The following is a 21,377-nucleotide window of genomic DNA, read 5'->3' on the forward strand; positions in this document are numbered from 1 at the left end:
GTCAGTATAGCTGTAGTATTATTCGTGATTATGAAAGTTTCTAAATACTTCTTATCTCCACATGCCTGGAGAAGAACCAGAGAAAGTATAACTGCATACCTTTATCTTTTACCTTCAATGATTGTTTTATCAATCTTTGTATTCTGGCCTATTATTTATTCATTTGTTTTGAGTTTCTTTAAATGGGATTTTAAAAATCAGGCTAATCCACAATTTATAGGCTTTGATAATTACATTCAATTATTTAAATTAAAACACCCAGTTTCAATGACTTTTAACGTGGCTTTTTTAGGAACATTTTTCCTCATATTTGCTACAATATATTTCTTAACAGTATTGCTTGATTTGAAAAGGATTTCAGATAAAAAAGTGAAAAATATTATTATTTTAAATGCTGTTATAAGTGCTATAACCTTTATTTTATGGAATGTTATATCTTATCAACTTCAATGGATAATATTTTTATGGTTAGCCTTTTCCTATACAGCCATCGCTGCTATGAAAAAAATAGAAGGAACTCCTGATAAATTATTATTAAGAATGATTATATTGATTACAGTATATGTTGCAGGAATCAAATTAATTCATATACCAGAAATTGTTACTTATCTTAGTATGGCAAAAGAAGAAGCGGATTTTCTTAAAGCTATATGGAATACAAGCTATTACGTTTTATTGTCAATGCCAATAACAATATTCCTTTCATTGGTAATAGCCATGTTATTCTATCAGGAAGTAAAAGGAAAGGTTGTATTTAGAACAATATACTTTATTCCTTTTGTTACCAGTGTTGTTGCTGTATCTCTTGTATGGCAATGGATATTTAACGATAACGGGCTTTTGAATTATATCCTTTCATTCTTTGGTGTGGAAAAGATTTTATGGTTAAAAGATGAAAAATGGACAATACCAACAATTGCTATAATCTCAATCTGGAAACTTGTTGGATATTATTCAATAATCTTCCTCGCTGGATTACAGAATATCGATAAAAGTTATTATGAAGCAGCAGAAGTTGATGGTGCAAGCTCATGGCAGAAATTTGTTCATATAACATGGCCTTTATTATCACCAACAACATTCTTTATATTAATAGTTTCAATGATTGGTGCATTTAAGGTCTTCTCTGAAATATTCGTATTGTATTCAGGGCTTCCTGGACCATATAATAATAGTGGTTTAACCGTAGTTTATTATGTATTTGAAAAGTTCTATGGTGAACAGCGTATGGGTCAGGCAAGTGCTGCGGCATATGTATTATTTGGTATAATACTCATATTTACATTTATACAATTTGTTGCCGGTAAAAAACGTGTACATTACGATTCATAATAAAGGAGGCCTTTAAAAATGTCATGGAATAAATTCTTTAATACAATGGGAATTACAATAGTTTATCTTTTAATTATAGGTGGAGCAATAATAATGGCAATGCCATTTGCATGGATGGTTGTTACATCATTTAAAAGCAGCAGTGAAATTGCTCAATGGCCACCAAGGTGGACATCTAAAAACTTCAAATCAGAAATTATGGTTAATGTAAAAGGAACCTCATCTTCTGGAAGTTCTAAAAGCGGACTCAGTCTCGCAGAATTCAGAGCAGCACAAAGTGAAGATACATATAATCCATATAAAAAATTATTAATTATCGAAGATGACCCTGTAAGAAGAGGGTTAATAACCTTAACTTTTTCTAAACTTGATTATGCTGATAATCAGGAACTTAATAGTTTAGTAGAAAAAATAAAAGAGTATAATGCTAATTATCCATTAGTTCCTGATCTTTCTGCAGAAATCAACACATTGGATAATAGCCCTGAATCCTTTGAAAAATTCTATTTTAGCTTATATTCAACAGCAAATGGATTATTTAAAAAATCTCAATTATTAAAATATTTAGACAAAGAAATAAAAGATTCCATAAATTATATAGATAAATTTACAAAGGTATCCTTAGATAGACTTCCATATTTAAAAGTGAAAAGCACAGATTCCTCAGTGGTCAAAGAAGAAAAAGCAAGAAAAAAAGAAGAATTAAAAGAGTATCTTTTTTCTCTAAAAACAGAATTATCAAATGTTTCATCAGTAGTTGTTGAAATGTCCAAAGGAACAGGAATTGTAAGTGATAATGAAATAAATAAGGTTTTAGCCCTTTTAACAAATCTCGAAAGTAAATTTGTTTCATTTAATGACATGTATTTAAGAAGGGTGAATAGGCTTCTTGAAAAAAATATTTATTCCTCAATAATTAACAGTAAAAATTCTCTGGAATTTAAAGTATTCTTTGAAAAGAATTATTCTGATATTCAGAAAAAAGCAGCAAAGATTAATATAATCCAATTTAACGTTCCAACTAAAGAAGATATGAAAGAAAACTTCTTAAAAGCTTTTCATAATTCCAATATTCCTGAAGAATTTAAAAAAGCTTTAAATGAAAATGATGATATATTTGAAATAAAAGATGAATTTGTTCTTGCACTTGAACATAAATTCAATGAACATACATTAAATATATTAAAAATAAAATCTGAAGACCTTTCAAGAACTTTAATGGTCATAAGAAATCTTACAAAATACATTGATAAACTTCAACCTGATAATGTTGAACAATATTTAAATCCTTTTGATAAAGAATTTGTAAAAAATCAAAACTTTAAAGCTGAAGACCTCATAAAACTCGCAAAAATGAGAAAAGATTACAACAATATTCTTGAAACATTTAATAAATTGTATTCTGATTCTATCTCAGAAGTAAAATTAATTCAAAAACCGGAAAATGTTGAAAAAGTATATTACAGAAATTACTCAAATATAGAAATATACTTTAAGGATACTTATGCAATATGGTTCCTTGAAGATAATCCTACTATGAAAGCTAAATTTACACCTTCACAGGTATTTGCAAATGTCTTCCAGAATTATGTTGATGCATGGCATGCTGCACCATTTTCAAAATACTATATAAATACTGTATTTATGGCAACTACTACTACAATATTTGAAATCTTAATTGCAGCAATGGCAGCTTTTGCATTTGCCAAACTGGAATTCTGGGGTAAAAATGCATTATTCACGCTCTTCCTTGCAACTATGATGGTTCCAGGAGAAGTAATGCTCGTTCCTAACTTTATCACAATAAGTAAATTTAGATGGCTTGATACATACTATGCGCTGATAATTCCATGGATAGTAAGCGTATTTGCTATATTCCTTTTAAGACAACAATTCTTAACCATACCAAATGATTTATGGGACGCTGCAAAAATTGATGGAAGCAGTAGCTGGAGATTCTTATGGACTGTAATGGTTCCATTAAGTAAACCTGCAATTATAACAGGTGCATTGTTAAAATTTGTTGGTAGCTGGAATGCATTCTTATGGGTATTAATAGTTACAAAGTCACCTGAAATGAGAACATTGGCTGTAGGATTGCAAACATTTACCACAGAATCTGGTACCATGTATAACCTGTTAATGGCTGCATCTACATTCTCAGTAATACCAATTATTATACTATTTATATTCATGCAAAAATACTTTGTTGCAGGAATTGCACGTTCCGGATTAAAGGGATAATTATGGCTCAACGAAAAAAGTTTGTTGTTGGAAAAAAGAAAAAAGAAAAAAAGAAATTAAATATAGGCTTTATAATAATATACATAGCTGTAATATTTGTTATACTTTATTTTAGTATTCAAATGGTAAGAATGTTTATAGTGTATTCCAGTTTAACCGAGGAATACAAAAAAACTCAATCGGAATTCGAAAATCTAAAGGAACAATTGAAAGAGCTTGAAAAAGAAAGGGATATGATAAAAGAATTCCTTGAAAAGAAAGGTGTGACCCTTGAAAATGGAAAAATTAATTATAACAACATCCCACAAACCATCGAAGGAACAAATACAACGGGCGAAGCAACTCGCTGAACAATATAATGGAGTATATAAAAACAGAAGGCATTTAAAAGCAAAAGATATATACTTTGTAGTTGAAAAGAACCTCACTTTAAAATTAAAAAAAGGTGATTTTGAATTTTTCTTTCATCCTTCTATTGTAAAAATAAGAATGAAAAATTATGTTGCCGACAAAAAGGATTATTTATTAAATAATCTTGAATTAAAAGGTAATGAAACAGTTCTGGATTTAACCTTTGGTCTTGGTAGTGAAGCATTATTAATAGCTTCTCAATTAACAGATGGAAAATTAATAGGTGTAGAAGGATCTTTCCCTATATATCTTGTTGTAAAAGAAAGTATGCCATATTATCCTTTTAAAATAAAATGGATAAAAGAGGCTTCAAAAAGAATAGAAATAATACACGCAAATTATAAATCATTCTTAAAAAAACAAAAAGATAAAAGTTATGATATAATTTATTGTGATCCAATGTTTGAAAATCCTGTTTTTGAATCATCAGCTCTAAATCCTTTAAGAAAATTCGCAGTATATGACCCACTTGAAATTGAAGATATTGAGGAAATGAAACGAGTAGCAAAAGATAAGGTAGTAATAAAAGCCCACATTAAAGATTCTATATGGGATAAATATAAATTTGATAAAGTAGATGGAAGCAAAAATTCAGGGGTATATTATGGAGTGATATACTTAAAATGAAACTAACGGCAATATTAGGTCCTACTGCAGTTGGAAAAACAAATATACTCACTAACCTCGGCGAAAAGTTCGAGGTTATTTCTTGTGATTCAAGGCAAATTTATAAATATATGAATATAGGTACAGCAAAGCCAACACCAGAAGAAAGAGAAAAAATTCCACATCACTTAATTGATTTCGTTTCACCTGATGAACATTATAATGCATACATGTATAGAGTAGATGCATTAAAAAAAATAAAAGAAGTCCTTAATAAAGGAAAGATTCCTATAATTTCAGGCGGAACTGGATTATATTTTGATGCAGTATCACGAGGTTTTTTTGAAGCACCATCTTCTTTAAGTTTAAGAAGCTATTTAAAAAAATTAGAATATTCTCAGCATGGTATAATAAGAGAAATATTAAAAGATGTGGATCCAGAAAGTTATGTAAGAATACATCCCAATGATTTAAAAAGAAGCATTAGAGCGTTGGAAATATATATACTTTCCGGCAAAAGAATGTCAGACTTAATAAAAAGCCAGAAAACAGAAAATCCTTACGAATTTCAAATTATAATTTTAGACAGAGATAGAAAAGAATTACATGAAAGGATAAATACACGTGTTGAAAAAATGATAGAAATGGGTTTAATTGACGAAGTAAAAAATCTATTAAGAATGGGTTATAACAAAAACTTAAATTCAATGAATACTATTGGATATAAAGAAGTATTAGAATATATTGAGGGAAAAGTTGATTATGATAAAATGATACATTTAATAAAAAGAAATACAAGAAGGTATGCACGACGCCAGATTATTTATTTTAGAGGATATAAAAACGCTATATGGATAAATCTTTCAGAAGAAAAAAATCCTGTTGAAAAAATCAAAAAAATCATTAAGAATGGTTTTAATGAATAAAAAAACTTATATTACTTTTTTCAATATTATTTAAGGGGGGTATGACCATGGCAGAAAAATTTAATTTGCAAGAACGTTTTTTAAATTTATTGAGAACAAATAAAATTGAATGTAAAATCTATTTTGAAGGTGGATTTCAGACATCAGGATACATAAAATCATTTGATAATTTCACCATTCTTTTAGAGAAAAAAGGACAACAATCATTAGTTTATAAACATGCAGTAAAAATGATTGTTCCTATGAAATACGTAAAGCTTTTCCAGCAGCAACATCAGGAAAATCAATCAGGAGGTAATGAGAATTAAGAAAGGTGTATTAGTTCTCATAAACAGCAAAAACTTAAGAGAAGATGTTGAGGAGATAATAGAATTATCCAAAAATATAAATATAGAAATCGTTGAATACATACATCAAAATTTAAATAAACCAGACCCTCTCACTTTTATTGGAAAAGGAAAGTTTGAAGATTTGAAAGAACTTATTGCGTTTGTTGATGCAGAAGTGCTCGTTATAAATTCTGAATTATCTCCGAGACAATATATTCATATTTCAAAAGAGCTTAATATTGAAGTATACGATAGAACAGATGTAATATTAAAGATTTTTTCGGAGCATGCCGAAACTCAGGAAAGCAAGTTACAAATAAAACTTGCTACTCTCAAGCACATACTTCCAAGGATATATGGTCTTGGAAGCGAAATGTCCAGAACCGGCGGGGGTATTGGAACAAGAGGTCCAGGTGAACAGGAAAAAGAATACAAAAAAAGAACCATAAAAAATGAAATATCTAAAATTCAAAATAAACTAAAAAAGATTAAATCCCAAAGAGAACTTACAAGAAAAAACAAAAAAGACATAATAAAAGTTTCCATTGTGGGATACGCAAGTGCTGGAAAATCAACTTTATTAAAAGAATTAAGCCATGAAAACAAGATAAAAATTTCTGAAAAAATGTTTTCAACTCTGTCTCCAAAGTCCAGGAGAGTAATGCTTCCTTCTGGACTCTTTGTTATATTATCTGACACGGTAGGATTTATTAGAAATCTTCCTCATGAATTAATAGAAGCATTTAAATCCACGCTGGAAGAAATAAAATATTCCGATCTAATCATACATCTCGTAGATATTTCATCTCAAAATATTGAAGAAAGAATAAGTACCGCATATGATGTTTTAGAGAATATTAAAGCTTTAGATATTCCACGTATACTGGTTTTTAATAAAATAGATAAAATTAATGATGAACAACTTTCAATTTTAAAAAACATATATAAAAACGCTATTTTCATTTCATGTAAAACCGGCGAGAACATTGAAAATTTAAAAAAAGCTATACAGGATAAATTAATTGAAGAAGAGATAATAAAAACTTTTGAAATTGAAGAAGAATATAAAAATGTTCAAAATTGGTTTAAAAAACGTGGTAAAATTGGTATAGAGGAAATTGCATTCAATAATACAGATATAAAATTAAAGATATATGCGCGCAATGGAGGTGCTTTATGAAAAAATTTTTAGTATTTACCGTAATTTTATTAAGTGTTTTAACGGTATTTTCTCAAAGGTTTTTACCGCCGGTTAAGGATTCATATCTTACATCTTCATTTGGAGAATATAGAGATACTGGAGATAAACCACATTTCCATCTGGGAATAGATTTTTCATCTTTTTCAAGAATTGGTTATCCTGTAAATGCCGCAGCTGATGGATATGTGTGCAAATTATGGGTAAATCATAAGGTTTATGGAAATACTATATTTATATATCATCCAGACTATGATTTAATAAGCGTATACGCCCATTTAAATTCTTTCAAAGGACTAATGGCAGAAATCGCAAATTCTGTGGTAAGCGAATTTGGAAATACATTTGCAGAAATAAAATTTCCTGATGATGAAATAAGGGTATCAAAAGGTGAAGAAATTGGATATTCTGGAAAAAGTGGTGAAGCTGAAGTTCCACATGTTCACTTTGAAATTAGAGAAGTTAAAAAATCGGGAAATAATGAAATAGAAATAGTAAGAGATGCACTTGAATTTGTTGATTATGTTGAAATGAGACCAAGAAAATTACAGGCATTTGAAATTAGATCAAATAATAGAACATATAAATTATTAGATGATCAGGTAACTGAAGTTCCATTTACCACTTTACCAAAACTCGAAGTAAAAGTTTCAGAAAAAGTTGGTGATAATACAACAATAATTCCAAGAAAGATTTCATTAAGGGTTAATGATGAATTAGTATATGAAATAGAATTCGATGCAATAAGAGAAGACGAAATGTATTCACCAAATGCTATTTATGGTTATGGTTCAAATTTATTTACGTATTGGATTAAATTATATTCTTCATCATTTATTACACCAATAAAGGTAAATAGATGGAATGAAATAGCCTTTACTTTAAAAGATAAAAATCCTGCAGAACTAATACTTGAAGATATCTGGGGAAGTATAAAGGTATATAAATTAATACTGGTAAAAGAAATGTAACTCAAAATACAACAGATTTTATTTTAACGTTAATTTTTTATACGCCTATTGATTCATATTTTTGGTATAATAATAATTCGGATATTAATAAATTTTCATAAAGGAGGAAGAGAATTGAAAAAAAGACTTTTCACAAGCGAAAGTGTAACAGAAGGACATCCAGATAAAGTAGCAGACCAAATTTCCGACGCAATCTTAGATGCTTTATTGGAAAAAGACCCATTCTCAAGGGTTGCAGTTGAAACATTGGTGACAACAGGTGTTGCTGTAATAGCTGGAGAAATTTCAACAAAAGCTTATGTAGATATACCAAAAATCGTAAGACAGACAATATTAGACATTGGATATACAAGAGCAAAATTTGGTTTTGATGGAGAAACTTCAGCAGTTTTAGTGTCAATAGACGAACAATCACCTGATATTGCAATGGGTGTTGATAAAGCTTTAGAAGTAAAAGAAGGAAAAATCAAAGAAGAGGATCCTTACGAAAAGCTTGGCGCTGGTGACCAGGGTATTATGTTTGGTTACGCAACAAATGAAACACCTGAAATGATGCCTTTACCAATAGTTCTTGCTCACAAATTAGCATACAGACTTGCAGAAGTTAGAAAAAATGGCACATTAAAATTCTTAAGACCTGATGGAAAAACACAGGTTACTGTTGAATATGATGAAAACAATAAACCAATAGAAGTTGAAACAGTATTAATTTCCACTCAACACGAACCAGACGTAACAATTGAAGAAATTAGAGAAGCTTTAATTGAACACGTAATTAAACCAATAATTCCAGAACATTTATTAACAAAGAATACAAAAATATTGGTAAATCCAACAGGAAGATTTGTTCTTGGAGGGCCACACGCTGATACAGGATTAACAGGAAGAAAAATTATAGTTGATACATACGGTGGTTGGGTTCCACACGGTGGAGGAGCATTCAGTGGAAAGGATCCAACAAAGGTTGACAGATCAGCACACTACATGGCACGTTACGTTGCTAAGAACATAGTAGCTGCTGGATTAGCCGATGAAGTAATGATTCAATTAGGATATGCTATTGGTGTAGCTGAACCAGTATCAATATTAATTGATACAAAAGGTACAGCAAAGGTTGACGAAGAAAAATTATATGAAGTAGTAACAACAATGTTTGATTTCAGACCTGGTGCAATAATTAAAAACTTAGACCTATTAAAACCTATTTACAGAAAAACAGCAGCATATGGACATTTTGGAAGAACAGATGTTGAATTCCCATGGGAAAGAACAGATAAGGTTAATGAATTAAAAGCTGCATTTGGATTATAATTAATAAAATAATATAAAAGGAGGAAAATCAAAGTGCCAAACGTAAAATCAGCTAAAAAAAGAGTTAGACAAACAGCAAAAAGAAGATTAAGAAACAAATCATACAAAACAAGAGTTAAAAACTCAATTAAAAAAGTATTAGCAGCAGTAGAAGCTAAAAAAGAAAGAGAAGAAGTATTAGAATTATTAAACAATGCATTTTCTGTAATTGATAAAGCAGCTAAAAAAGGTGTTATTCACAAGAATAACGCTGCAAGAAAGAAAGCAAGAATCCACAGAAAAGTAAAAGAACTTCTTGGCGAAGTGCAATAATAAAAATGGTTCGGCAAAAGCCGAACCATTTTTATTTATTATAGACTAAGTATATTATCTTCAAATTTTCTTAATTCCAATAAATCATTATCTGGAAGTTTCCTATTTACAAGATAAAACATATTTGAAATAAGCCTGTGCAATGTCATATCATTAATACGATTTCCTTTTTTAACAAGATTCCATTTAGGTGAAATCTTATATACTTTATCAAATATAGAAGGATACTCAAAATTTCCTTCAAAAGAAATATCAAATACTATAGAATTTTGAGGCACCTTTTCTGTTGGAATAATAAATTTTGACGATGGAACTGCAGAAACTATTATATCTGAAATAGAAACAAACTTTAAAATATCCTCATAATCTGTATATTTCTGACAAACCCTTACACTGGCATTTTCATTTAACAACATTAAAGCCAGGGATCTTCCAACAGCAAGTGAATCATTAATTACAACTATTTTTTTGCCTTCTAAAGAAAATGGATTTCTATCAAAATTATCTGGATAATTTCCTGTTTTTCTTTTTATATTCTCAAATATTAATCTATATCGTTTTAATACATATAATATTCCTTTTGCTGTTGGTGGTATTACTAATTTTCTTAAATGCTTTGGATCTTCATAACCTTCATGTTGAACAAGATATCCCATATATGAATGATGCAGCCCTTCTATATCCTTTTCAGGGGAAATCATATTCATAAAATGCGTATCTTTAACCTCAAAGGGTGTAGGGTACATAACAATAATACCATGTGTTTGAACATCTTTATTATAGTATTCTATCTTTTCTTCCAGCTCTTCTCTGCTGTGTACCACAACGCTTTCAAATTCTATATTATATCTTTTACATATACCCTTAATACCCCTGGAATAAGAAACACTTCCAGGATCATCAGAAGTTAGAATACATACCAATTTTGGATGTATATTATTCTTCTCTAACAATTCAAGATTTTTATTAAAAATAGGCTTATCAAAACGATCCAGAATAAACTTTATATCAAATAGTTTCGCCGCATTTTCCATCATTCTTTCACCTGTCTATAATTAATTATTATCTTTTGAATCGTCATCCTCTATCAAAAAAAATTCTTCATTTTCATCAATATCGACATCTTCCATTACCTTTTTCCATTCTTCTTCAACTAATTCAAGTTCTTCATCATCTTCAACAGCATCTAAGAACAATTCACCCTTTTCTGAATTTACCTTAAATGCAACTGTATCTCCTAACACTATATCTTCACTATCTTCTTCCTTAAAAGCTTCATAACAAATCCAATACCTTTGATTATTAATCTTTAATTCTTCCAAAAACATAAAATTATATTCATTTCCGTCTTCGCCTGTAATTGTGAAAAATTCTAATCTTTCCATTTTTTATCCCTCCGATAAATAAAATACCTCTATATTGATATTATATCATACTTATTATCATTTGATATACCAAGAGCCGATAACTTACCGCCATATACACAACCGGTATCTATATCTATGCTGAGAATTTTATCATCTAACTTTCTAAAATATACCTCGTATTCACCGGTAATATATTTTGTTGGTGTATGACCATGTATAACAATGTAATCTTCATAAGGCTGATCACTCATATAAAAATCATCTCTTATCCACAACAAATCACGCTCCGCTTGATCAGAAAGAGAAATTCCTGGTCTAATACCTCCATGTACAAACAAATATTTTTGAGTTCCAATTTTTTCAATATGATAAAGCTTTAAATTTCTAATAAAATCAAGATATTTTTCTTCAATATCATTATTAAAACTATCAAGTGTTGCCTGGGCACCATTTCTAAACCATGCACCCTCTTTATATTTACCCGTATTTTCAAAATAATCAAGCATCATATCTTCATGATTTCCTTTTAAAAACACCGCTCTATTTTTTAATTTAAATAAAAGATCAAGGACCTGTCTTGAACCAGGCCCTCGATCCACATAATCTCCAAGAAATATTATTTTATCATTTTCCGGTATTTGATTTAAAACCTTTATCAAATTATCATACATTCCATGAATATCAGATATTGCCCATATCATTTATAACACCACATTCATAAATAATATCCATATCGAAGATACTATAACACCATAAATTGGAGAAAAAATCCATTCCTTTGATTTTTCTTTTACAAAGAAAAAACGATATAAAAGTCCTGCAAAAATCGATACCAGTACAAGTTCCGCTTTAAATTTACTTAAGAATATATATATAGCCAATCGTTCTGAAGCACCTGCTGTATCCTTCATTTGTGGATCTATTATATTAAATGTCCTTTCAATAAAAGAGCCAAAACTCGTTGCAAACATCATCCCTATTAAATAATACACAAACTCCTTTGATATATAGGAATGTATATATACTTCAAAAAATACTACATTTATCAAAAAAGCCCCGGCTAAATATGCTAATTCTTTCTTAAAATCAGTCCCTTTCTTTGATCTGTAAATATCTACACCTACATGATAAGATACAAGCACAAAAAATGCTATTATTCCCGCAACGCTTTTTAAGGATTCAAATGTAAATGTCAATATTACAAAGAAACTCCACAATATATGGGTCATTAATTTATTTTTATCCTTTAATGTATCAGAATATACATTTGTAAATGCATGATCTGCAATAAAATGTGCAAGAAATCCATTTAATGGAATCATTAAACAATTCACCTTCTTTTATTTTGACTTTTTAACCATCTCTTCCACAAAGTATTCATGAACAGATGGATCATCTTCTATTTCAGGGTGAAATGAAGCTGCTAAGATATTATTTTGCCTTACAAGTACAGGTGCATCTTTATATTCTATTAATTTTTCAACATTTTCACCGTATTCAACAATTTTTGGTGCTCTTATAAATGTTACCTTTATATCATTACCTCTAAATTTTAATATTTCTTCAAATGAAAATACCTGTCTTCCGTAAGCATTTCTTTCAACAATTATATCAATAAGCTTCATTGTATCCTGTTTTTCATACTTTTTTATTCCATTTGAAAGCACTATCATCCCGGCGCATGTGCCAAAAATAGGAAATCCTTCTTTTGCTTTCTTTATAATTTCATCCCATAATCCTGTTTTCTTGAGTAACTTTGTGATAGTGGTACTTTCACCGCCAGGAATAATAAGCCCTTCTACTTCATTTAATTTTTCTATTGACTTAACTCTTATAGGTGTATGACCTATCTTTTCAATCATATTTGCATGTTCACGGATATCTCCCTGAACTGCCAATACACCTATTTTCACATTACCATCCTCTTTCCTGTAAGTGTACATCTAATTTATCAATTTCCAATCCTTCCATAGCTTCTCCAACGTCTTCACTGATCTTTACTAATTTTTCTGGATCGTCATAATGCAATACAGCTTCAACTATAGCCTTTGCCATTCTCTTTGGATCTTTTGATTTGAAAATACCTGAACCAACAAATACACCATCTGAACCGAGCATCATCATTAATGCTGCATCAGCAGGTGTTGCTACTCCACCAGCTGCAAAGTTAACTACAGGTAATCTTCCTAATTTTTTAACTTCTGCAACTAAATCTACAGGAGCTCCTATCTGTTTTGCATATGTTACCAATTCTTCTTCTGGCATATTTTGAACTAATCTTATTTCATCCATAACCTGTCTCATGTGTTTTACTGCTTCAACAATATTACCTGTTCCAGCTTCACCTTTTGTTCTAATCATTGCAGCACCTTCTGCAATTCTTCTTAATGCTTCACCAAGGTTTCTTGCACCACAAACAAAAGGAACTTTGTAATCGTGTTTATTTATATGATATTTATCATCAGCAGGAGTTAAAACTTCTGATTCATCTATAAAATCAACACCTAAAGCTTCCAACACTCTTGCTTCAGCAATATGTCCAATTCTAACCTTTGCCATTACAGGAATAGAAACTGCTTCCATGATTTCTTTTATCTTTGAAATACTTGCCATTCTTGCAACTCCACCAGCTTTTCTAATATCTGCTGGAACTCTTTCAAGAGCCATAACTGCAACTGCACCAGCTTCTTCAGCAATCTTTGCCTGTTCTGCAGTTGTAACATCCATTATAACTCCATTTTTGAACATTTCAGCAAAACCCTTTTTAACAACCCATGTACCTTTTTCCATTTTATAATCCTCCTTTAATAATTTAATTTTATATTTTAATTTATTCTTCCCAATATTTTTTTGAAACCACTGATAATCTTGATAAATCTCCTTTTTTTCTTCCCACCTTGGCACAATGTTTTCCATTTACTTCAACAATATCTGCAGTAAAATCTATCTTTTCTTTTAACAATTTTGAACCCACACCATAGCTATCAACGGGTACATCTAAAGTTTCAAATAATTTTATTTTCTCAGCATCAAAACCGCCTGAAACTAAAATCTTTAAATCCTTTAAACCATTTTCATCAAAAACCTGTCTTGCACGCCATACGAGCTCAGGATTAACCCCAAGAGAAGATTTGTCCTTTGGAATAACGCTCTTATCCCTTAAACTTCCAGATGTATCAAAACGCACACCCCATATTTTGTTTTTTCCCGGTCCTATTATAACAGAAGGATCTGTTTTACCTAGAATAAATTTTTCACCTGTTACATATTCATAAAACCTTGATACAAGCTTCATCGTCGTTCCAATTACATCATTATCCCAATCTACAAGAACTATTCTATTTACATTTCCTTCAATATGTTTATCAAAGGCTATTGCAGCTGCTGTTGTATCACCATCATATGAAGCAATTAATGCGTGCGGAATTGTACCCAATGATTCTATTCCCCAATAATCTGCATTAGCGTCTGTTGATACACCAAAAGCACCTGCTTTTAACGCCGCATAACCATCGGTTGCCTGTACCCAGAAATGGTCAAATCTTGCACTAAAAAATAATATAGGCTTTCCATTGGCAACATCTACAACCTTTTTAACAGCAGTGGCAGTTGAGGTAGCCCTTGCCAATACTCCCAATAAAATTGTTTCAAGATATCCAAAATATGACGGATCTCCTTCAATAGTCAAAACCGGTTCCATATCCTTTGCTTCGTCACCATCAAATAGTGCTTTAACTTCTATTTCATTCCATTTATCAACCCATAAATCATTTAACATCATCCTTAAATCCCATTTTTTTGACGTTATTTCAAGCAATTCCTCTTTATCCATCTTATGAGCTGCATTTTGTAAAGCTTTCTCCAATTCTAAAATACTGTTAAACAATTCATTAGCTTTTTCTTCATCCCTATAATAACCAGTTCCAAATCTTAAAATAGCAAGTGCTTCATCAATTCCTACAACAACACAATCCTTTCTGGGAAAATACTGATAAAGCACGTTAACATGCTTATTGTCTTTTTTTAACACCTCAACATATCTTGTAAAATACTTATCCGAATAATAACCCATTCTAATCCTGTCAATAGGGACTTTAAAAACTTTTGGATGTAAGCGTTTTGACATTATTATCACCTCAAAGATATTATATATTCCAATTTATTCTTGAATGTTTTATAAAGGTTAAAGTTTGTTACACAATATATTTTTCAATTTTTAACAAAAACTCTTTCCAGTGTTGCCCGGGTCCAAAATTTCCAATCCTTCCATCGCTTTTAATAACCCTATGACACGGAAATATCAATGGAAGATTATTATGTGCCATAACAGTTCCAACAGCTCTTGCTGCGCGCGGATACCCTGCCATAACTGCTAGCTCTCCATAAGATACAACATGTCCAAATAATACTTTATTTTTTAAAGTCTTCATTACTCTTTCCTCAAAAACAGTTTTAAAATACTTTTCATAAGGCAATTCATCAAGAACATCGTATCCTTTAAAATACTTTTTTATAGTTTTATAAAACAAAGCCGTATGATTATCATAATATTCTTCAAGATAATCATTATAAAATTTTATTTCTATAATCTTATTATTTTTCACAAATCCTTTAATACTTCCAGCTTCGGTTGTAATTACAAAAATCTCCATAATAATAACCCCGTAAATAATATTTCACAAATGTAGTATACCAGAAAAAATGAAATATTCATATACTTAAATTAATTAAATATACCTGATTATGGTATAATAGATTTAAAAAAGATTAAAAAACATTATTATTAATAACAATGAAAAATTTTTCATAGGAGGTGGTATAAGTGACAACAGGTTTAGGTTCTTTATTGTGGCTCATATTTATGTTCTATATTTTACTCGGGCCACAGTTTAAATTTGCACAGTTAATTGCTTCAAGGAAAGGTCTTTTGTCCTCGTTATCTAAAAAGAGGAATTCAACAGTTATTACTCTTATACACAGACAGGAAAGTATGGGATTTTTAGGAATGCCATTCTATAAATTCATTAATATAGAAGATAGCGAAGAAATATTAAGAGCTATAAGAAAAGCACCTAAAGATAAGCCTATAGATTTAATTATACACACACCAGGAGGCCTTGTATTAGCTGCTACACAAATTGCCAAGGCTTTACACGATCATCCAGCAGAAACACGGGTAATTGTTCCTCATTATGCAATGAGCGGCGGAACATTAATCTCATTATCAGCAGACAAAATAATAATGGATCCCCATGCCGTTTTAGGTCCTGTTGATCCACAATTAGGCCAAAATCCCGCTCCAAGTATCGTTAGAGCAGTTGAACAAAAAGGTGTGGATAAAGTCGATGATCAAACATTAATACTTGCAGACGTTGCAAAAAAATCCATTCATCAGGTTCAGAAATTTATATATGAATTATTAAAGGACAGATTCGGAGAAGAAAAAGCTAAAAAATTATCAGAAACCTTAACAGAAGGAAGATGGACTCATGATTACCCAATAACAGTTGAAGAAGCAAAAGAATTGGGATTAAATGTAGAAACAGATGTTCCAGATGAAGTTTATATGTTAATGGATTTATATACACAACCTGTAAGACAAAGAGGAACTGTTGAATTCGTGTCATTTACCGACAAAAAATAAATAAAATAATAAAAACCGGGACTTTTTAAAGACCCGGTTTTTTTATCCTTTAAGCCCTGAACTAACAAGACTCTTAACAAATAGGTTCTGGATGGCAAAGAATATAATCAATGTTGGAACAAGCGCTATCATTGTACCAGCCATTATTATTCCCCAATTATTAGCAGCATCAGAACTAATTAACATCTTTATACCAATTTGAACAGTTTTCATTTTATCGTCCATTGTTACTATCAATGGCCATAAATAGAGATTCCATGCATAAACAAAGTTGATTAACGCTGCACCACCAAGCATTGATTTGGATAATGGCAATAAAATCTTCCAGAAATATTGCATTGACGTTGCGCCATCTATCTTAGCAGCATCGCTTAATTCTTTTGGTATTGTCATAAAATGCTGTCTCATTAAAAATGCATTTGTGGCACTTGCAGTAAAAGGTATAATAAGCGCATAATATGTATTGATCCAGCCAAATTGCTTCATTATAAGGAATAATGGCAAAATCATAACTGTTTCTGCCGGCAAAAATAAGGTTATAAATAATAACATAAATGACAAATTCTTTCCTCTAAATTGAAAGTTTGCAAAGGCATAACCTGCAAGCGTTCCTGTAATCAACTTACCAAATGTAATAAAAAATGCTATAATTGACGAATTAATAAGCATTCTTCCTAAATCAACTAATTTTAAAGCCTCTGCATAATTCTGCCAGTGAAATGTACTTGGAAATAATTTAGGTGGAAATGTATAAACCTCTGTATAAGTCATAAAACTCATACTAAACGCCAATAATATTGGAGCCATAACTATTAATGAAATAAGTATTAATATTATTTCAGATAAAATTAAATTAACTTTTTTTCTCCTTGAAATACTTGAAGCCATTAAGATCACCTCACTGATAGTGGACGGATTTTTCGACGCCTTTGAAATAGATTACTGTGATAACTCCCATAATGGCAAACATTATAACAGATTGAGCTGCGGCAGAACCATTATTTGTATAGGTAAATGCATCTAAGTATAATTTATATATCAAAGTTGTTGTAGTTCCTGAAGGTCCACCCTTTGTCATAATATCAATAATACCAAATGAAGTAAACATAGTTGTTGTAAAATTCATTATAAACAAATAAAAACTTATAGGTGATAACAATGGAAATTTAATTTTCCACATACGTTGCCAGAGATTTGCACCATCTATCATAGAAGATTCCAACAAAGAATCAGGAATCGATTGTAGTCCAGCTATATAAAAAATCAAATCAAAAGGTAACATCTTCCATATTGTTGCAAGCATTACAGCAATAAATGCATACGGCGTAGTTGTAAGCCAATCTGTATCTATACCAAAAAACTTCATAAATATATAGTTTAAATATCCAACAGTTGGAGTTAATAAAAATGACCATAATATACCAGCAATTGCTGGAGAGATTGCATACGGGGCAAAGATAAATAACCTAAAAAATCGTGTTCCAGGAATATTTTGAACTAATAATTGTGAAATTAAAAATGCTAAAAACATCGTTAAAAAAACAGTGGAAAACGAATAAATCGCAGAAGTCAACAGAGCCTTATAATACGCAGGATCTGTAAATAACTCTGTATAATTTTCCAGACCAACAAAAATACTTCGATTTCCAAAAAAAGATTCCTGATAAAAACTTAATTTAAAAGAATATGTTGCTGGCCAATAAATAAATAAAATAATTATAACAAAGGTTGGTACAAGTAATAAATATGGAGTTAATTTACTTTTCCACGACATATGAAGATTCCTCCTTCTTTAAAAAAAGGGCGGAAAACCGCCCTGGTATAATTATAACTTAAAAATTATTTATAAAGTCTGTTGTATCTCTTCAATTCTAATGTAACCTGTCTTGCGGCATCATTAAGAGCTTGTTCTACAGATTTCTTTCCATTAATTACATTTTCATATTCTGTTTCGATAACTTCTCTTGTTTTTGGGAATACACCCATAACTGCTCCATTTGTATTAACTGTCTGTTTTGATAAGAGTAATTCCATTATAGCTGTTAAGTAATTTGGATGTTCTGAATAGAATCCGCTGAACAATAATTGTTCTATAGCATCTTTTCTAACTGGGAAGTATCCTGTTTCAAGGTGCCATCTAATCTGCTGTGCTGGTTCTGTCATCCATTTTACAAATTCCCAAGCTGCATCAATTTCTTCTTTTGGATGATTCTTAAGAATCCATAATGATCCTCCACCTATAACTGATCCACCCTGTACTGATTCATCTGGTTTTGGTAAGAATGCAGTTCCAACTTCAAAACCATTTTCTTTTGCTGATTCATCAAAGAATTTAACATCTGATGTTGAGTATAATAACATACCAGCTTTTTTAGCTAAGAAAATCTGACTTGCACCATTCCAGTCTTCTCTCTTTGTATTTAATAACAAACCTTCGTCTGTCATCTTTTTGAATAAATTGAATATGTTTTTACCAGCTTGACTATTGAAAACTGCTTGTGTAGGTCTTACTCCTGCTCTACCATTTCCATTATTTACTAATGGAGCATTCTGTACAGCCATTAATTGTTCAAAGAACCATGAATGTGTTGGCCATGTTAAACCGTATCTAATAACCTTACCATTTGCATCTTTCTTCTGTAATTTTCTTGCATATTCTATTAATTCATCATATGTTCTTGGTGGTTTATCAGGATCTAATCCAACTTCCTTGAACATTGTTTTATTATAGAATAAAATAGCTGTTGATGAGTTAAATGGCATTGAATATAATTTTCCATTAACTGTATAGTAATTAGCTACCTGTTCTAAAAATGCTCCTTTATCTATAGTTGGATCTTGTTCTATTAAATCACCAATTGGAATAGCGATTCCACCATCAATCATTGCCTGTGTTCCAATATCGTATATTTGTACAATATGTGGAGCTTTTCCTGCTTTTACAGCTGCAATTGTTTTGTTGAAAGTATCAAGATATGAACCTGTGTATTGTACATTAACCTTGATATCTGGATGAGTTTTCATGAAATCGTTTGCCATGTCCTGTAATAATTCAATTCTCCACCCACTCATAGCATGCCAGAATTCGATAGTAACCTGTGCAAACATAGAAACACTTAAAATAACAACCAATAATACTGCCAGTTTTTTCATATACTTTCCCCCCTTGATAAGATGATTTCTTAATAGAAAATATCATATATACAATAAACGAATAAAAAGAAATATTAAGAAATATTAATTTGTGTTAAAGTTTTTTTACCGTATCTTTATTATACTACTTTTTTTTAAAAGAATCAAATGTTATGTGAAAAAGAAAAAATGAAAATTAATACTGTTTTTCGCACTCTTTGCGTTTTAATGTCTTTTATTATAAATTGAGAAAATACATCGGTATTATTTATTTAAATTTTTATAATACTTATAATATGGTTTTATATAAAATACCTCCTGCAAATCCATTAGATGTTCTATTATCTCATTTAATCTTTTGGTATTTTCTGTATTGTATATGTACTTTGAAGCTATTGGAAGATTTTTTTCATGAATATCTTCCTCTTTTAATATGCTTTTTAAATAGAAAGCTTCAACAGCTGTTTTAAAATCTTCATAATCAGCATTTAGATACACAGGTGTTTTCATACTTACATAGTCACTTCCATCTTTACCAAGAAATTTACCGGAAAACTTTAATGCTATACCAAATGAACCAACTACTTTATTGGTAAGATTTAATTCCTTTTTTGCAGTATGTATAGCTTCAATTATAGAATTTGCTTTTCCAGCTTTAAACAAGTTATACACAAATTCAACAAACTTATCCCTGTGCTCAGGATAAGGAAGTATCTTTTCATGTTTTATTTCCCATCTTCTTGGAATAGGAACTATTATATATCCACGAGAATTCTTCCATAATCTCTTTTCCTCTATCATTTTTTGAATTAATTCCTTTAATGAATATTTTGAATTTTTGGTAATCCACGGATTCTTTTCCTGTGCTTTTTTTACAAGATCATCCAATCTCAATGGCATAACACTGGTAGCAAGAAACCGTTCTATATATCGCATATAATTTTCTTCATATTCGCTATATTCACCATTATTAGAATAAAATTCATCACGAACCTTTTTTATTAAATTATCAACAAAATCGCTAAAAGATAAAAACCCAAAATCCCTATAATCGATCTTCATACCGGTTACTATTCTTTTTATAATATGCTCATTTACATCTTCATAATTATGTTCTTCAATAATCCTTATAACCTCTTCAACAATATCTTCAATAGAATCCTTATCCTCAATCTTTTCAGATTTTACTATATCCTCATAAGGAATAAACATATCTGCAGATAATTCCATTTCTTTTGAAGTATTTTTACTTCTACTTACAACAATAACCTCTTTTCCATATATTCGAAGTTTTTTTACAAGTGGAACAAAATCAGCATCTCCCGTTACCAGAACAAACATATCAATATGAGGCAAAGAAAACATTGTTTCAATTGCATCTATTGCAAGTTTTATATCATTGCCTTTTTTATTTTCAAAACCGTCTTCTGGCATTTCTATTAATTCAATACCATGTCTTGAAAATGAAAACATTGTTGCGGGATATTTTGACCAATGTGCATAAGCCTTTCCCCCAACAATTTTCCCCAATTCCTTTATTTTTTCAATAATCAACTCCGGATCAACCGGTTGATTTTGATAGTCCATAAAAATA

The 21,377-nt window shown here is 30.4% G+C and carries 23 protein-coding genes; 11 read left to right on the forward strand and 12 right to left on the reverse strand.

Annotation, left to right across the window (positions count from 1 at the left end; all coding sequences use genetic code 11):
• The first annotated feature begins 30 nt into the window (after window positions 1-30).
• The 10 genes from MARPI_RS05340 (at window position 31) to rpsT (ending at window position 9,640) form a co-directional block, all read left to right on the forward strand.
• Window positions 31-1,332: a carbohydrate ABC transporter permease gene (locus MARPI_RS05340; RefSeq protein WP_050899179.1), complete on the forward strand. Its 1,302-nt coding sequence runs from the start codon at window positions 31-33 to the stop codon at window positions 1,330-1,332.
• A gap of 18 nt (window positions 1,333-1,350) precedes the next feature.
• Window positions 1,351-3,576, forward strand: coding sequence for a carbohydrate ABC transporter permease (locus MARPI_RS10930; RefSeq protein ID WP_014296572.1), 2,226 nt, complete (start codon window positions 1,351-1,353; stop codon window positions 3,574-3,576).
• 2 nt (window positions 3,577-3,578) lie between these two features.
• A complete protein-coding gene (locus tag MARPI_RS05350; protein WP_041638518.1) occupies window positions 3,579-3,926 on the forward strand; it encodes a hypothetical protein in 348 nt (115 codons plus the stop codon).
• Entirely contained in the window at window positions 3,853-4,614 is a 762-nt protein-coding gene (locus MARPI_RS05355; protein WP_014296573.1) for a class I SAM-dependent methyltransferase, read from the forward strand. Before MARPI_RS05350 ends, MARPI_RS05355 begins: the two co-directional genes overlap by 74 nt.
• A complete protein-coding gene (gene miaA / locus MARPI_RS05360) occupies window positions 4,611-5,519 on the forward strand; it encodes a tRNA (adenosine(37)-N6)-dimethylallyltransferase MiaA (RefSeq protein ID WP_014296574.1) in 909 nt (302 codons plus the stop codon). Before MARPI_RS05355 ends, miaA begins: the two co-directional genes overlap by 4 nt.
• 47 nt (window positions 5,520-5,566) lie before the next feature.
• Window positions 5,567-5,827, forward strand: a complete 261-nt coding sequence (gene hfq / locus MARPI_RS05365; RefSeq protein ID WP_014296575.1) for an RNA chaperone Hfq — start codon at window positions 5,567-5,569, stop codon at window positions 5,825-5,827.
• Entirely contained in the window at window positions 5,817-7,028 is a 1,212-nt protein-coding gene (hflX, locus tag MARPI_RS05370) for a GTPase HflX (protein WP_014296576.1), read from the forward strand. Before hfq ends, hflX begins: the two co-directional genes overlap by 11 nt.
• Window positions 7,025-8,017: a M23 family metallopeptidase gene (locus MARPI_RS05375; RefSeq protein ID WP_014296577.1), complete on the forward strand. Its 993-nt coding sequence runs from the start codon at window positions 7,025-7,027 to the stop codon at window positions 8,015-8,017. Before hflX ends, MARPI_RS05375 begins: the two co-directional genes overlap by 4 nt.
• 114 nt (window positions 8,018-8,131) lie before the next feature.
• The gene (gene metK / locus MARPI_RS05380) at window positions 8,132-9,328 is read left to right on the forward strand and encodes a methionine adenosyltransferase (RefSeq protein WP_014296578.1); all 1,197 of its coding nucleotides are present in this window, start codon (window positions 8,132-8,134) and stop codon (window positions 9,326-9,328) included.
• A gap of 33 nt (window positions 9,329-9,361) precedes the next feature.
• Entirely contained in the window at window positions 9,362-9,640 is a 279-nt protein-coding gene (gene rpsT / locus MARPI_RS05385) for a 30S ribosomal protein S20 (protein ID WP_014296579.1), read from the forward strand.
• A gap of 38 nt (window positions 9,641-9,678) precedes the next feature.
• Here rpsT and MARPI_RS05390 read toward each other — a convergent pair whose 3' ends face one another.
• The 8 genes from MARPI_RS05390 to MARPI_RS05425 all read right to left on the reverse strand — a co-directional run bounded on the left by MARPI_RS05390 (window position 9,679) and on the right by MARPI_RS05425 (window position 15,659).
• Window positions 9,679-10,674 carry a bifunctional 5,10-methylenetetrahydrofolate dehydrogenase/5,10-methenyltetrahydrofolate cyclohydrolase gene (locus MARPI_RS05390; RefSeq protein ID WP_041638520.1) on the reverse strand — a complete coding sequence of 332 codons (996 nt, stop codon included), beginning with the start codon at window positions 10,672-10,674 and terminating at the stop codon, window positions 9,679-9,681.
• A 21-nt stretch (window positions 10,675-10,695) separates the two neighbouring features.
• On the reverse strand, window positions 10,696-11,025 hold the full coding sequence (locus MARPI_RS05395) for a DUF1292 domain-containing protein (RefSeq protein WP_014296581.1): 330 nt from the start codon (window positions 11,023-11,025) through the stop codon (window positions 10,696-10,698).
• 29 nt (window positions 11,026-11,054) lie between these two features.
• Window positions 11,055-11,708, reverse strand: coding sequence for a metallophosphoesterase family protein (locus tag MARPI_RS05400; RefSeq protein WP_014296582.1), 654 nt, complete (start codon window positions 11,706-11,708; stop codon window positions 11,055-11,057).
• Window positions 11,709-12,329, reverse strand: coding sequence for a hypothetical protein (locus tag MARPI_RS05405; protein ID WP_014296583.1), 621 nt, complete (start codon window positions 12,327-12,329; stop codon window positions 11,709-11,711).
• Between the two features lie 18 nt (window positions 12,330-12,347).
• On the reverse strand, window positions 12,348-12,920 hold the full coding sequence (gene pdxT / locus MARPI_RS05410; protein ID WP_014296584.1) for a pyridoxal 5'-phosphate synthase glutaminase subunit PdxT: 573 nt from the start codon (window positions 12,918-12,920) through the stop codon (window positions 12,348-12,350).
• A gap of 1 nt (window position 12,921) precedes the next feature.
• Window positions 12,922-13,797 carry a pyridoxal 5'-phosphate synthase lyase subunit PdxS gene (gene pdxS / locus MARPI_RS05415; RefSeq protein WP_014296585.1) on the reverse strand — a complete coding sequence of 292 codons (876 nt, stop codon included), beginning with the start codon at window positions 13,795-13,797 and terminating at the stop codon, window positions 12,922-12,924.
• 40 nt (window positions 13,798-13,837) lie between these two features.
• Window positions 13,838-15,133, reverse strand: coding sequence for a nicotinate phosphoribosyltransferase (locus tag MARPI_RS05420; protein ID WP_014296586.1), 1,296 nt, complete (start codon window positions 15,131-15,133; stop codon window positions 13,838-13,840).
• Window positions 15,134-15,200: 67 nt separating this feature from the next.
• Window positions 15,201-15,659 (reverse strand): methylated-DNA--[protein]-cysteine S-methyltransferase, encoded by a 459-nt coding sequence (locus MARPI_RS05425; protein ID WP_014296587.1) that lies wholly within the window; start codon window positions 15,657-15,659, stop codon window positions 15,201-15,203.
• Between the two features lie 170 nt (window positions 15,660-15,829).
• Here MARPI_RS05425 and MARPI_RS05430 point away from each other — a divergent pair, with 170 nt between their 5' ends.
• A complete protein-coding gene (locus tag MARPI_RS05430; protein ID WP_014296588.1) occupies window positions 15,830-16,651 on the forward strand; it encodes an SDH family Clp fold serine proteinase in 822 nt (273 codons plus the stop codon).
• A 42-nt stretch (window positions 16,652-16,693) separates the two neighbouring features.
• On the opposite strand, the gene MARPI_RS05435 is transcribed toward MARPI_RS05430, so the two are convergent.
• From MARPI_RS05435 to MARPI_RS10745, 4 genes are all read right to left on the reverse strand, one after another.
• Window positions 16,694-17,539: a carbohydrate ABC transporter permease gene (locus MARPI_RS05435; protein ID WP_014296589.1), complete on the reverse strand. Its 846-nt coding sequence runs from the start codon at window positions 17,537-17,539 to the stop codon at window positions 16,694-16,696.
• A gap of 10 nt (window positions 17,540-17,549) precedes the next feature.
• Window positions 17,550-18,425 carry a carbohydrate ABC transporter permease gene (locus tag MARPI_RS05440; RefSeq protein WP_014296590.1) on the reverse strand — a complete coding sequence of 292 codons (876 nt, stop codon included), beginning with the start codon at window positions 18,423-18,425 and terminating at the stop codon, window positions 17,550-17,552.
• Between the two features lie 65 nt (window positions 18,426-18,490).
• Complete coding sequence (locus tag MARPI_RS05445) at window positions 18,491-19,804, reverse strand: ABC transporter substrate-binding protein (RefSeq protein ID WP_014296591.1); 1,314 nt, start codon at window positions 19,802-19,804, stop codon at window positions 18,491-18,493.
• Between the two features lie 243 nt (window positions 19,805-20,047).
• A complete protein-coding gene (locus MARPI_RS10745; RefSeq protein ID WP_014296592.1) occupies window positions 20,048-21,370 on the reverse strand; it encodes an NYN domain-containing protein in 1,323 nt (440 codons plus the stop codon).
• Between the last annotated feature and the right edge of the window lie 7 nt (window positions 21,371-21,377).

Origin of the sequence: Marinitoga piezophila KA3 (assembly GCF_000255135.1) — a bacterium.
GTDB classification, from domain to species: domain Bacteria; phylum Thermotogota; class Thermotogae; order Petrotogales; family Petrotogaceae; genus Marinitoga; species Marinitoga piezophila.